The organism is Lysobacter sp. M2-1, assembly GCF_022662495.1.
Classification (GTDB): Bacteria; Pseudomonadota; Gammaproteobacteria; order Xanthomonadales; family Xanthomonadaceae; genus JAKPBU01.
In genome coordinates, this window is the sequence record NZ_JAKPBU010000011.1 from 149956 (window position 1) to 163330 (window position 13375).

General features: G+C 68.9%; 12 protein-coding genes. 4 read left to right on the forward strand and 8 right to left on the reverse strand.

Annotation, left to right across the window (positions count from 1 at the left end):
- Positions 1-70: 70 nt before the first annotated feature.
- The 3 genes from MC375_RS15945 to MC375_RS15955 all read right to left on the reverse strand — a co-directional run bounded on the left by MC375_RS15945 (position 71) and on the right by MC375_RS15955 (position 6210).
- Complete coding sequence (locus MC375_RS15945; RefSeq protein WP_242104407.1) at positions 71-3985, reverse strand: YhdP family protein; 3915 nt, start codon at positions 3983-3985, stop codon at positions 71-73.
- Between the two features lie 123 nt (positions 3986-4108).
- Positions 4109-5599, reverse strand: coding sequence for a ribonuclease G (rng, locus tag MC375_RS15950; RefSeq protein ID WP_242104408.1), 1491 nt, complete (start codon positions 5597-5599; stop codon positions 4109-4111).
- Positions 5596-6210, reverse strand: coding sequence for a Maf family nucleotide pyrophosphatase (locus tag MC375_RS15955; protein WP_242104409.1), 615 nt, complete (start codon positions 6208-6210; stop codon positions 5596-5598). Before MC375_RS15955 ends, rng begins: the two co-directional genes overlap by 4 nt.
- A gap of 120 nt (positions 6211-6330) precedes the next feature.
- Between MC375_RS15955 and MC375_RS15960 the strand changes: the two genes are divergently transcribed.
- From MC375_RS15960 to MC375_RS15970, 3 genes are all read left to right on the forward strand, one after another.
- Entirely contained in the window at positions 6331-7080 is a 750-nt protein-coding gene (locus MC375_RS15960; protein ID WP_242104410.1) for an SIMPL domain-containing protein, read from the forward strand.
- A 2-nt stretch (positions 7081-7082) separates the two neighbouring features.
- On the forward strand, positions 7083-7253 hold the full coding sequence (locus MC375_RS15965; RefSeq protein WP_242104411.1) for a hypothetical protein: 171 nt from the start codon (positions 7083-7085) through the stop codon (positions 7251-7253).
- Positions 7254-7556: 303 nt separating this feature from the next.
- Entirely contained in the window at positions 7557-8228 is a 672-nt protein-coding gene (locus tag MC375_RS15970) for an energy transducer TonB (protein WP_242104412.1), read from the forward strand.
- A 108-nt stretch (positions 8229-8336) separates the two neighbouring features.
- On the opposite strand, the gene rlmH is transcribed toward MC375_RS15970, so the two are convergent.
- Positions 8337-8807 (reverse strand): 23S rRNA (pseudouridine(1915)-N(3))-methyltransferase RlmH, encoded by a 471-nt coding sequence (gene rlmH, locus MC375_RS15975; protein WP_242104413.1) that lies wholly within the window; start codon positions 8805-8807, stop codon positions 8337-8339.
- A 109-nt stretch (positions 8808-8916) separates the two neighbouring features.
- On the opposite strand from rlmH, the gene MC375_RS15980 reads away from it, so the two are divergent.
- Positions 8917-10464: an alkaline phosphatase PhoX gene (locus tag MC375_RS15980; protein ID WP_242104414.1), complete on the forward strand. Its 1548-nt coding sequence runs from the start codon at positions 8917-8919 to the stop codon at positions 10462-10464.
- A 73-nt stretch (positions 10465-10537) separates the two neighbouring features.
- Here the strand turns inward: MC375_RS15980 and rsfS are convergent, their stop codons facing one another.
- Genes rsfS through lptE form a run of 4 tightly spaced genes read right to left on the reverse strand, consistent with a single transcriptional unit; the run spans position 10538 to position 13269 of the window.
- Positions 10538-10948 carry a ribosome silencing factor gene (gene rsfS, locus MC375_RS15985; protein ID WP_242104415.1) on the reverse strand — a complete coding sequence of 137 codons (411 nt, stop codon included), beginning with the start codon at positions 10946-10948 and terminating at the stop codon, positions 10538-10540.
- A 55-nt stretch (positions 10949-11003) separates the two neighbouring features.
- Positions 11004-11636, reverse strand: coding sequence for a nicotinate-nucleotide adenylyltransferase (gene nadD / locus MC375_RS15990; protein WP_242104416.1), 633 nt, complete (start codon positions 11634-11636; stop codon positions 11004-11006).
- 51 nt (positions 11637-11687) lie between these two features.
- Positions 11688-12716, reverse strand: a complete 1029-nt coding sequence (gene holA, locus MC375_RS15995) for a DNA polymerase III subunit delta (protein ID WP_242104417.1) — start codon at positions 12714-12716, stop codon at positions 11688-11690.
- A gap of 22 nt (positions 12717-12738) precedes the next feature.
- Entirely contained in the window at positions 12739-13269 is a 531-nt protein-coding gene (gene lptE / locus MC375_RS16000; protein WP_242104418.1) for an LPS assembly lipoprotein LptE, read from the reverse strand.
- Positions 13270-13375: the final 106 nt, after the last annotated feature.

Genomic DNA, 13375 nt, shown 5'->3' on the forward strand with positions numbered 1-13375 from the left:
TGCAGGCATCGATTCGCGCTGCCGGCGACGGGATGGCAGGTTGAAGAGATTGCGACTAACGGCGACGCAATCAACCGGGCGGTTCCTTGGTGACGGCTGCGGCGTCGCCCCGGCTGATGGTTTCGACCTTGGGATCTTTCCACGGCCCGGTCACGCGATAGGACTTGGCCGCCAGCTGGCCCAGGGGCTTGTTGAGCACCGCATTGGCCGCGGCACCGATTGCGGCGCCGACCGGCCCGCCCGCGATCGCGCCAGCCACCGTCAGCAGGTTGCCGGCCCTGGGGAACACATCGATGGTCTGGTCGTAGGTCTGCGCCCGAAGATCGGCCGCGCCGCGGATCCGGATCTCGGCGGCGGGCCCGTCGATGTTCAGATCGTTGCTGCGCGCATTGCCGCCGCCGAAGTGCACCTGTCCGCTGATCTTGTTGAACGCGAAGCCCTTGTCGAAAAAGTCGCGGAAGTCGAATGCCAGACGGCGCGGCAGCTGGGCGATGCTGAGCAGGCCCAGCACGCGGCCGGCTCCAGGTTCGACCTCGACCAGCTGGCCGTCGCGCAGGTCCAGGCGCATGTCGCCCGCCAGGTCGGCGAGGCGGAATGTCGCCGGACTGCCCGGCCATTGCGCCTGCAGCCGGACCTCGCCCTCGCCCTTGGCGATCTGCCGGAAACCGAATGCACCCAGCAGCGCGCCGAAGTTCTCGCTCTGCCAGCGCCCGTCCAGACGCGTCTGCATGCTGCCGGTGCGCCGCATCCAGTCGCCGCTGATGTCGATCGACTGCCCCTTGGCACGCGTTTGCAACTGGACGATGCGCATGCCCGCAGCGACCGGCTGGGTGCGCAGGCTGGCCGTGCCCAGGCGCGCGTCGCCGAAGCGCAGATCGTCGATCACGAGAATCAACGGCGGAACCTTGGACGGATCGGTGTCGTCCGCAGCCGGGGCGCGCTCATTCGCAGCCGGGGCGCGCTCATTAGGCATAGGAGACGGCGTCGCAGCAGGAGCCGCACCGGTCACAGCCTTGCTCGCCGCGCGCCAGTGCAGGCGTTCGAAGCGGCCGGCAATCGCCTCGGCGGCGGACTGCGGCAGCATGAAGGCACCGCTGAGCGCACTCCCCTCCATACGCACCGCGGTGCCGCCGGTTGCCGGCGCGGCGCGCAGGCGGGTGTTGGGGAAGCTGGCGCCGATCAGCTGCAGACCTGCCACGGTCACATCGACCGAACGCAGGGGCACGCCCCCGCTCGTCGCTGCGGATGACGCCGAAGGGGGCGACGCCCCTGCTGCTGCAGGACCGCCCCCACGCGTGAGCGCCGCCCAGTCGATCACATCCAGGCGATCACTGCGCCCGGTGGCGACCAGGCCCGAGGGTGGCGGCGCGGCGTCGACCCGACCGGCACCCAGCACGACCCGCACTCCGGTCTGTCCGCCACGGCTGCGCGCGCGCAGCGCCAGCCGGTTGCCGAACGCCACGGCGACTTCGCCCTCGCCCAGGGGCAGCGCCACGTCGACCGTGGTCGGAAGCGCAGTCGACGCGGGCTTGTCCAACGGCGCCGGCAGCGTCAGCGTGGTGCCGACCAGGTTCGAGCGCAGCTGCAGCCTGCTCGGCGCCGCCGGCGACGCGCCTGCCTTGGGCACGCCCATGGCGAGGGTCCATGCCGACGTCCCGCTGATCCTGGGCCGCAACCAGCGCAGGTCAGGTGCACGATCGAGCAGATCCTCCGCGCTCAGCTGTGCGTCGAGTTCGGCTTCGAAAGCCTGGCGCTCATCGCGCACATACTCGCCGGCCCGCAGCGCCAGCCGGCCCGGCCGGCCTTGGTGCACGACCTCGAGCCCGTCGGCATCGAAGCCGCCCCGCCCGTAGCGCGCGCTGCCGCTCACGTCGGCGAACGCCAGGTCCCAGCGCTTCTCCGAGAGCCGGGCGCGCTGCAAGGCGACCGTGCCCTGCATCACCGATGGCGGCGCGCCGCGATGCAGTGGCAGCTGAAGCCCGAACTCCACCCGCGCAGGGCCGGTCGCCTCGATGTTGGCGAGGGTTTCACCATGGGCCTTGCGCAGCGGGCTTTGTCGCAGCAGGTCGAGCAGCCGCGAGGCATCGGTCGCGGCGTTCGCATCCACCGTGAGCACCGCACGACCGAAATGCTCGATGCCGGCATCGAAGCTGCCGATCGTTACCCCCGCGATCGATGCGCGTTGCCCGCGCACCCGGAACCCATCCGCGATGAAGTCGACTTCCGCGTCCATGCGTTCGGCCGCCGGCCATTCCGGCTGGAACTTCACGACCGCATTCCGAATGTGTGCCGAGGCATGGAACACGCCATTCGCCGGCTGGCCGTCGCGACTACGGAACGGCCAATCGTCCAGATCGCCGGAGACCAGCGCCCGTCCGCCCTGCACGGTGCCACCGAGCAGCGCGGTATCGAGCCAGCGCACCGCGGCCGCCGGCATGCCGTGGCGCAACCAGAATCCCTTGGCGGCCACCACCGGCGCCGGGCCGACGTTGGCGGCCAGGTCCATCCGCGGACGGGTGCCGTCGCCCTGGAACCACAAGCCTCCGCGCAGGTCGACGCCGTAGTTGCGCCCGCGCACCGACAGGCTGGAGGTTTCCGCGCGCCATCCCGCCCCCTCGCGCCAGCCGACAATATTGCCGCGCAACGACATGCGATGCGCGACGCCGAATCCACGCGGCCAGTCCACGGTCACCGCCGAAGCCGGATCGAAACGGAAGTCCAACGCGTCGGCGTCGCCCAGCAATTCCCCACCCAGCCCGCGCAACCCCGGAGCGCCTGCCACCGGCTGGAAGCCGGTGTCGGCCAGGCGGCCATTGACCTGGAGCGCGCCGCCACGCACGCCGACGGCGCGAATGTCGGTGAGCGTGGCCTCCGGTCTTGCCGCCTGCAGCCATCCGCGCAGGCCAGGCGCAAGGCGGTCGCTCAACGCCGTCACCGCAATCAACGGCGCAGCATCGATGCGCGCAGCCAGCAGCACATTCCTGCTGCCGCCTGCGATCGTGACGCGTTGCAGGCGCGGCGCACCCGCGCCATCGGCGAATTCCAGCAGCGGCGTGTCCAGCCGCCAGCCGCCGTCCACCGTTGTCCATTGCAACTTGCCGCGCACGCGATCGAGCCTGACCCGCGGCAGCGCTGCTCCGGGACGCGCTGCTTCGCCCTGCAGCTCGACGCGTTGCAGCGCAAGATCCGCGAACACGCCCACCACACGGTGCGCACGCAGCTTCGCCCACGCCTGCGCGCGACCACCGCCGGCCTCCACGCTCACGCCCGCATAGCGCAGCAACGGCGACCACTGCGCGAGTTCGGTGCGGCGCGACGCGATCCAGGCCTGGCCGTCACCGGCCTTGCGGTCGAAGTCGAAGACCGCGTCGACCGGCGCACCGCCCGGCCGCATCCATGCGCGGACGCCCGCACGCACCCGATCGCCCTCCACCCGCAGCCGCAGGTGCACCTGCGGCACCCGTGTATCCAGGCCCAGCGACGACGCGACCACATGCAGCTTCGCGCCGATCACCTGCAGTTCGCCCAGACGTTGCAATGAGGCCAGCGGATCGCCGCCGGGGCGCTGCTGCCCGGGCAGGCCGCGCACGCGCCAACGGCCACCGGTCTCGCGTTCGAGGGTGAGATCCAGGTTGCGTACGCGCAGCTCGGTGAACGAGCGGCCGGGCAGCAACCCGGAGTACTGGGAGACCAGCATCTCGGCATCGCCGATCGTGATCTCCTCTGCGCCGGAACCGATCCGCAGGTTCGCAAGCTTCAGCAGCGGTCCGCGCCGGGTCCATTGCGTGTCGACCGCATCGAAACGGACCGGACGTCCTGCACGGTCGCTCAGCCATCCGGCGACGCGGTCAGGGTGGCGCTCGGCCAGCGGCAGGATCTGGGTCGCCGCCAGGCCCACCAGCGCCATCAGCACCAGCACGGCGGTCACCAGATACGCCACGCCATGATGCGCGCGACGCAATCGCTGCAGCCAGCGCAAGTGCATCAGCGATGCGCTCCGCTGATGCGCGCTGCGCGCGCCGGGATTGGCGATTGGGGATTCGGGATTCGGAACGTCAAAAGCTCCTTGCTCTCACGAATTCCCAATCCCCGATCCCCGATCCCGGCTTTACAGCAGCACCACATCGAACTGCTCCTGCAGGTACTGCTCGTCCGCCTGGAAGCGGATCGACTTGCCGAGGAATTCCTCCAGTTCGGCGACTGCGGTGGATTCCTCGTCGGTGATCCGCGCGACGACTTTCGGCGACGCAATGACCAGCAGCCGCGCGGCTTCGAACTGGCGCACCGCGCGGGTGATCTCGCGGAAGATCTCGTAGGTCACGGTCTCGGCGGTCTTGAGCATGCCGCGGCCGGTGCACTCGTGGCAGGGCTCGCACAGCTGCCGTTCCAGGCTCTCGACCGTGCGCTTGCGGGTCATTTCCACCAGGCCCAGCGGCGAGAAGTCGTAGACCGTGGTCTTGGCATGGTCCTTCGCCAGCGACTTTTCGAGCGTGCGCAGCACTTGGCGGCGGTGCTCGGGATCGACCATGTCGATGAAGTCGATGATGATGATCCCACCCAGGTTGCGCAGACGCAGCTGGCGCGCGACCGACTGCGCGGCTTCCAGGTTGGTGCGGTATACCGTCTCTTCGAGGTTGCGCTGGCCGAGGAAGGAACCGGTGTTGACGTCGACCGTGGTCATGGCCTCGGTCTGGTCGATGACCAGGTAGCCGCCCGATTTCAGCGGCACTTCCTTCTCGAGCGCGTGCTGGATCTCGTCCTCGACGCCGTACAGGTCGAAAATCGGGCGCGCGCCGCCGTAGTGCTCTATTTTCTCGGCCAGGCCGGGCATGTACTGCGCGGCGAAGGTGCGCAGGCGATCGCAGGTTTCGCGCGAGTCCACCTTGACCTTCTCGACATCGCGGCGCATCAGGTCGCGCACCGCGCGCAGCGGCAGGCTCAGGTCCTCATACACGCAACTGCCGGTGCGGCTTTCCTGCACCTGCGCCTCGACCAGCGCCCAGGCGCGGCCGAGGTAGGCGATGTCTTCGGCCAGCGCCTCGGAAGGCTGCGACTCGGCATTGGTGCGCACGATATAGCCCTGGGCGCTGCTCGGCGCGAGTTCCGACACCAGCGATTTCAGGCGCGCGCGTTCCTCCTCGTCCTCGATGCGCGCCGAAACGCCGATCACCTGCGACTGCGGCAGCAGCACCAGGTAGCGCGAGGGAATGCTCAGCTGCGTGGTCAGGCGCGCGCCCTTGCTGCCGATTGGGTCCTTGAGCACCTGCACCACGATGTCCTGGCCTTCGCGCACCAGTTCGGTGATCGGGCGCGGCGCCGGCGCCGGCAGGGCGACATCGCCTTCCTGGATGCTGGCACCGGCGACCGGCGTGGGGCGGAAGATGTCGTTGGCGTGCAGGAACGCGGCACGCTCGAGTCCGATCTCGACAAAGGCGGCCTGCATGCCGGGCATGACGCGCTGGACCCGGCCCTTGTAGATGTTGCCGACCACGCCGCGGCTCCAGCCGCGCTCGATGTGCAGCTCCTGCAGCATGCCGTTCTCGACCACGGCCACGCGGGTCTCGCGCGGGGTGACGTTGACCAGGATCTCCTCGGTCACGCGTGCTGCCCCGCAGGCCGGGACACACCGCCCTTGTCGCCACCCGGCCGTAGGCCGAATTCCTGCAACAGGCACGCGGTTTCGTACAGCGGCAGGCCCATCACCCCGGAATAGCTCCCCGAAAGGTGCGAAATGAAAGTCTGCGCAGTGCCCTGGATCGCATACGCCCCGGCCCGGCCCATGGCTTCGCCGCTGGCCACGTAACGCTCGATGGCCGCGTCGTCGAGTTCGGCGAACGTCACTTCCGAGGTCGACACCGCCTGCGCCTCGCGGTCGGCCGACACCAGCGATACCGCCGAGATCACGCGATGGGTGCGCCCCGACAGGCGCCGCAACATGGCCGCGGCATCGGCCTCGTCGCGCGGCTTGCCGAAGACCTCGTCGTCCAGCACCACTTCGGTGTCGCCGCCCAGCACCACCGCGCCGGGGACCGTCATCACCTCAAGCAATCCGGCACCTGCCTTCTCGCGGGCCACACGGCGTACGTACTCTTCTGCCGGCTCGCCGGGTGCACGCTGCTCCGGAATCTCCAGATCGAGGACGCCAAACGGCACGCCGAGGCGGCTGAGCAGTTCGCGCCGGCGGGGGGATTGCGAGGCAAGATGCAGCATCGGGGAAGGATACCCTGCGCAACCAGGCCGACTGTCCGCTGAAGGCGTGCAACCCCGGCACGGCTCACGAAGCGTTCACCGCTGCCTGCAGACCCTGCAGCCACTTTCATGGAGATCACAATGCCCCGTTACGTCGTCCGTCCGCTGCTGCTCGCCGCGGCCCTTGCCCTGGGAACTTCCGCAATGACCGCATCCGCCCAGAACACACCGCCCCAGAGCGGCAGCTACGCGATTTCCAACGACGGCACCCTGCTGTCGGTCTCGGCCCAGGCCGAAGCGCGGCGCGTTCCCGACGTGGCCACGGTGTCCACCGGCGTGGTCACCCGCGCGGCCGATGCCAATGCCGCCATGCGCGCCAATGCCGAGCAGATGGACAAGGTCATGACCGCGATCCGCGCCGCGGGGATCGCCGAGCGCGATACCCAGACCACGGGCGTCAATCTCAATCCGGACTACCGTTACGAAGAAAACAAGGCGCCGATCATCACCGGCTACCAGGCCAGCAATACCGTCAACATCAAGGTCCGCGACCTGTCGAAACTGGGCAAGGTGCTAGACGCGCTGGTCGCCAGCGGGGCCAACCAGGTCAATGGCCCGAACTTCGAGATCGACCAGCCCGAAGCGGCCTACGACGAAGCCCGCCAGGCGGCCTTGAAAAAAGCCCAGGCGCGGGCCGAGATGTACGCCAAGTCGCTGGGAGTGAAGGTCCGCCGGATCGTCAGCATCAGCGAGGGCGGCGGCTTTCGCCCGCCGGTACCGATGCCGATGGTGGCAATGGCGCGCGGCAAGGCCGAGGCGGACACCGCGATTTCTCCCGGCGAAACCGCACTGTCGGCCAACCTCGATGTGGTCTTCGAGCTGGGGAACTGAGCGTGACGCAACGCAAGACCACTCCACCGACCCCGGATCCACGACGTGGGCGCAATCCGGGCTATGCCGAACCGCAGCCGCGCGACAAGGACGATGCTCAGCGCCCGCCGGCACCCGAGAAACGCAATCCCGACGAGGGCGGTCTCGACCGCGATCCGGACCCGGCGGTTTGACCGCCGCGCGCGCCTGACCGACGAGTCCGCCCACTGGCGGGCTTGTCGTATCAGTTCCGACTGCGCGGCGTGGACGCGGACCTTGTACGCGGCTCTGACGGCTGTCGATGCGAATGATTACCATTCGTCGCTTGTGCCACGCCACCCATCGGCGACCGCTTGCCGTTCGTGTCGGACCGGCCGCAGCGTGGAAGCGCAACAGGCAGCGACGGCGCAGGATGCGGTCCCAAGCCAACCCCGCCTCCTCTACCGGCGCGTTGTTCCGGATACGTTCGCCACGCGGTCAATCACAGGAGGTGCGCCATGGTGCTCGTGCAGTCCGCCCCGCAATCGCTGTTCTCCAGAGTCCATCCGAATCCGGCCCGCATCCTCGGCATCGCCGGGGCAATCGCGCTCAACATCGCCTTGCTAATGGCATTGATGATGCCGATGCAGACGCCGCCGGCACCGGTCATCGAAGAGGTACCATTTCGCTGGGTGCTGCCTGAGCTGAAGGAGCAACCGCCCGAGAAGCCCGAGCGCGTGCCGGTCACCAGACCCCAGCCCGAGCCTGTCAGGCCCGTGGTCGAGCCCCGGATCACGACTCCGACCGTGGATCCGCCCGTCATCACCGACCAGGGTTCGTCCGTCGACTTGCCCGTCGAGCCGTTGGCCGACCCGGGGCCTATCTCACCGCCCATCTCCGAAGTGGGACCCATCGCAGGCGTGCGCCTCGAATACGCCTCCGCCCCACCGCCGTCCTATCCCCGCCGTCCGCTGACCGACCGGATCGAGGGCCAGGTGCTGCTGCAGGTGCTGGTGGACGTCGACGGAAAACCGCTGCAGGTCAGCATCCATCGCAGCAGCGGCAATCGCGAGCTCGACCGGGCCGCGCAGCAGCACATCCTGCGCCGCTGGACGTTCCGGCCGGCGATGAAGGATGGGCGTGCGGTCCAGGCGATCGGGCTGGTGCCGATTGACTTCAAGCTGCAGTGATCCCGACGCCCGTGCCGCTCATCAGGAAGTAGAAGCCCCGCCGATAGGCGGGGTTTCGTCGTTGCACGCCGCGCGGATCCGAACCGTTCGCCGAGTAACCTTCCCCGCTCAGGCGCGGTGGTAAGGATGCCCGGCGAGCATCGCCGCTGCCCGGTACAGCTGCTCCACCGCCACCAATCGCACGAGCATGTGCGGCAGTGTCAGCGCGCCGAGCGACCAGCTCTCGTCCGCCCGCGCACGAACCTCGGCCGCATGGCCCTCGGGGCCACCGATCAGGAAGGCGAGATCGCGGCCCTGCTCGCGCCATGCAGCCAGGCGCTGCGCCAGCTGTTCCGACGACCATGCCGACCCGCGGCCATCGAGCGCCACCACGTGCGGCGATTTCGGTAATGCGGCAAGCACGCGCTGTCCCTCATCGGCCATCGCACGCAATGGATCGCGGCCCTTGCCGCGCAGGCCCGGTTCCACTTCGACCAGTTCCAGCGGCAACCAGTGCGAGAGGCGCTTGCGGTATTCGGCGAAGCCTTGCGCGACCCAGGCCGGCGCACGTTCGCCCACGGCGATAAGACGGGCTTTCATCGCACGGATCTTATCCGCTGCGCCTGCTGCGTCATCGGACTGTCATCGCTGCGTTATCCACAGCGCCTACGGTCTGCGCTCCCCCAGCGAACCGCCAGGAGTGCGACAGATGAATTCGATCAACCCGTCCCGCCGCCAGCTGCTCAAGGGCTCAGCCGCGATGATGGCCATGGGTGCCGTGGGCAGTCTCGGCGGCCTGTATTCGCGCCAGGCGATCGCCGCCGGCGACCCGACCCGGCTCGCGCCGGTACCCAGTCCGTACGGACCGCTGGCGCCGGTTGCCGATGCGGTCACGGGACTGTCGCTGCTGCAGCTGCCGCCGGGCTTCGCCTACAGCACCTTCGCCTGGAGCGGCGACGTCATGGCCGATGGCCAGCCCTGCCCCGACCGTCACGACGGCATGGCGGTCATGGCCACCGGTCGCGGCCACGCCCACGGCGTCGGCCGCAACGGACGCGGCCAGGGACACGGCCCGGAACTCGTGCTGATCCGCAACCACGAGCGCGGAGCGGTTTCCAACCCGATCGGCGCGCCCGGCGTGTACGACACCGGCGACGTCGGGGGCGGCAATCTCGCCGGCGGCGGCACCACGACCTTGCGCTACCGCAACGGCGAATGGCTGGGCGTGGAAGCCAGCCTCGGCGGCACGGTGGTGAACTGCGCCGGCGGCCTGACCCCGTGGGGTACCTGGCTCACCTGCGAGGAGGTCAAGACCAACGCTGTCTCCAGCGCCGGCAAGAAGCACGGCTACGTGTTCGAGGTGCACCCCGACGCCGAGCGTACCAACGGCCGGCCTTTGATCGCCCTGGGGCGCTTCTCGCACGAGGCGGTGGCGATCGATCCGCGCACCGGCTACGTCTATCTGACCGAAGACGATCGCAACAAGTCGGGCCTCTATCGTTTCGTTCCCAACGACCGCAGCGGACGTTACGGCTCCCTGGAAAACGGTGGCCGGCTGCAGGCCGCGCGCGCCAAGGGCCGGCCCAACGCCGACCTGACGGTGGCCTCGATCGGCGACGTGTTCGACCTGGAATGGGTTGACATCCCCGATCCGGATCTGGACAGCATCGTCGCTCCTTCCGGCTTTCCGGATGTCTCTGCCGGCGACACGCTCAGCGGCCCGTTCGCGCAGGGCTGGGCCGAGGGCGGCCTGCGCATGAGCCGCGGCGAGGGCATCTGGTACGCGCACGGGAAGATGTTCATCATCGATACCAGTACCGGTACCGACAGCAGCGGCCGCAAGGGACGCGGCAATGGATCGGTCTGGGTGCTCGACCTCGCCACGCAGCGTCTCAAGGCCTTGTTCGTCAGCGGAAATCAGCTGGCCGCCCACAATCCCGACAACATCACCGTCAGCCCGCGCGGCGGCGTGGTGCTGTGCGAGGACGGTGGCGAGAGTCCCGATCAGTACGGACCGGGCGCGCGCCTGATCGGCCTGACCCGCGGCGGCGAATCCTTCTACCTGGGCAAGAACAACGTCGAGCTCACCTCGACCCAGATCGCCGGCGCAGACAAGCAGGTCGAGGAGGGCGACCATCGCGGCAGCGAGTTCTGCGGCGCATGCTGGAGTCCCGACGGCCGCACGCTGTTCGTCAACATCCAGACGCCCGGCATCACCTTCGCCATCACCGGGCCGTGGCTGCACGGCCCGCTGTAGGCGTTACGCAAGCCCGGAACATTAAAACGGCGCCGCAAGGCGCCGTTTTTCTTTCGGATGCGGTGGGGAGCTCTTACCGGCCCGCTTCGGAGAGATCGACCTCAGGTGGCTGGTCGCCGACCGTCCACAAACGCTCGAGCGCATAGAACTCGCGCACCCGCGGCAGCATCACGTGCACGACGACGTCGCCCAGATCGACCAGGACCCACTCGGCCTCGCGTTCGCCCTCGACGCCCAGCGGCTGCACATCGAGCTTCTTGGCGAACTTGACCACCTCGTCCGCGATCGACTTGACGTGCCGGGTCGAGGTGCCCGAAGCGATCACCATGTAGTCGCAGACGCTGCTCTTGCCACGCACGTCGATCTCGACGGCATCCCTGGCCTTGAGTTCCTCGACCGCGGCATGCACCTGCCTGAGCAGGACATCGACCGGCGGCGGCGGGTTGGGAAGACGGGTCTTGATGACTTGGGCGTTGCTGGTCAAGGGCGCTGGTGCTCGCGATCGGCGCGGAAATCCGCGGGGAAATTATACCGGCGGATCATCGGTAGAGCCCGTGACGGTCGATGTAGCCCGCGACCGCCGCCGGAACCCAGTCGCGCCAGGGTTCGCCGGCGGCGATCCGGGCCCGCAGGGCACTGGCCGACTGCGGGAATATCGGTTGGTCCAGGATGAAGACCCTGCCTGCCGCCGAGGCATGTAGCTCCTGCGGCGAGCGCGCCCAGCGGCCCGCGACGGCCTCCGATACGGGCCCGGAGAGTTCCCCGAGCGCGCTGCCCGCACGCGCTGCCACCACGAGATGGACCAGGTCGAACAGTTCGCGCCAGCGGCTCCAGCTGTCGAGCGCACAGAAGCTGTCGGCGCCGACCAGGATCGCCCACGGCTGGCCGGGGCCGACTTCAGCACGCAGCGCACGCAGCGTATCCACCGTATACGAAGGACCATCGCGTTGCAGCTCACGCAGGTCCACGCACAGGCCGGGCTCGTCAGCGACTGCAAGTTGCAGCATGGCGCTACGCTGCGCGGCATTCGCATGCGTGGGTCCCTTGTGCGGCGGATCGGCCGCGGGCATCAGCCGGACCTCGGCGTCCAGCGCATCGCGCGCATGGCGGGCGACGCCCAGATGCCCGCAGTGCACGGGGTCGAAGGTTCCGCCATACAGGATGCGTAGCATGCGAGCAGCGGTCACGGCCTGCGAGCCGCGCACTTCATCCAGAAAGGCATCTCAGCCTGCAACCAGCCGTGCGGCCTTCGCATCGGCCACCGCCAGCAGCACCCGTTCCAGCTGCTGCCAGGGATCGCCGTCCCCCCGGCCCTTCGCGGCGCGGTCGACGCGACCGATCCGGGCGACGAACTCGTCCCAGCGCGCGGCATCGTGCCGCGCCAGCGCGCGCTTGTACGCGGCCTGTTTGGAATCCCAGATTCGCTGCGCCTTGAATTCCGCCGCCAGGTTTCCGCCACGGGCCTGCACCTGGGCCAACGCCGCAGCACGCTGCAACTCCATCGCCACCATCCCGAGCAGCGCCGGTACCGCAATGCCCTCGGCGCGCAAGCCGGCCAGCATCCGCGCTGCGTGGGCGCCCTGTCCATTCATCGCGGCATCGAGCAGTCGGAACACGTCGAAGCGCGCGGCATCCGCCACCAGCGATTCCATGCGCGCAGCATCGATCGTCGCGCCTTCGTCCAGCAGCGCGAGCTTGTCGATCTCCTGAGCCGCTGCGAGCAGGTTGCCCTCGACGCGCTCGGCCAGCACCTGGACCGCATCGCGATTCGCGCGCAGGCCGCGCGCACGCATGCGGCGTTCGATCCATTCCGGCAATTCGTGCGCCTTGACTGGCCAGGCCACGACCACATGGCCGACACGCGCGATCGCCTCGCTCCACTTGCCACCATGCTGGCGGCTCCACTCGTCGCAGGTCACCAGCAACACAACGTCCGGAGGCGGATCGGCACAGAACCCGCCCAGGACCTTGGCCCCGTCGGTGCCAGGCTTGCCGCTGGGCAGGCGGACTTCCAGCAACCGCTGCGCGGAAAACAGGCTGGGCGCGCGCAGGCTGGCTTCGAGCAGACTCCAGTTGAACCGGGCATCGACGTCGAAGATTTCGCGCTCGCCGATGCCCTGCGCCCGCGCGCGCAGGCGGACGGCGTCGGCGGCCTCCAGCACCCGCAGCGGCTCCGCGCCAGCGATCAGGTACGCCGGGCGCAGCGTTTCGTTGTCGAGCTGCGCGACCAGGCGTTCGGGCGTCAACTCCATGGCGGAAGTGGCGCGATGCCCGTCAGGGCGATTCCACAGTGCTGGACGCGGCAGGCTGCGGCGCCTTGGTCACCGCGTCGATCCGGCGCAGGATCGCCGAGACCATTTCGCGACGCATTTCGCGGGTGAGGATCTCGCGCTCGCTCTCGGTTCCTTCCGATCGCGTCGGCACCGAGATGTAGTCGCGCGACAGTTCGATCGACTGCTCCGGTACCACCACCGTGCCGTCGGCACGGCGCAGATCGAAAATAGTGGCGTAGCGCAGGCTGAACTCCTGGCCGCGGCCCTGCACGTCGACGGAGATAGGCGTATTGCCCCATTTCTCGAACAGGATGTTGAGCGTCGACACGCCTTCCTTCGGTCCGTCGGCCCTGGCCTGTCCGCCGACGCGATCGAGCGATTGGGCCAGCGACTCGGCCAGCGGGCTGTACGGATCTTTCGCCACGACCCGGATCTCGCCGACATCCGCGGGCAGCTCGAGCGCCCCGCGCAGATGGAACCCGCAGGCGGAGAGTGCAAGCGCGGCCACGGCCGCAAACAGGAATCTGGTCATGCGCGAAGTCTGGACGAGCCGGCGGTATGCGGCAAGGCTGGCGTGCGTATCGGGTTCAGGCGGGCCGCGAAGGGGCTTGTACCGATTGGCTTGGCCAAGCAATCGC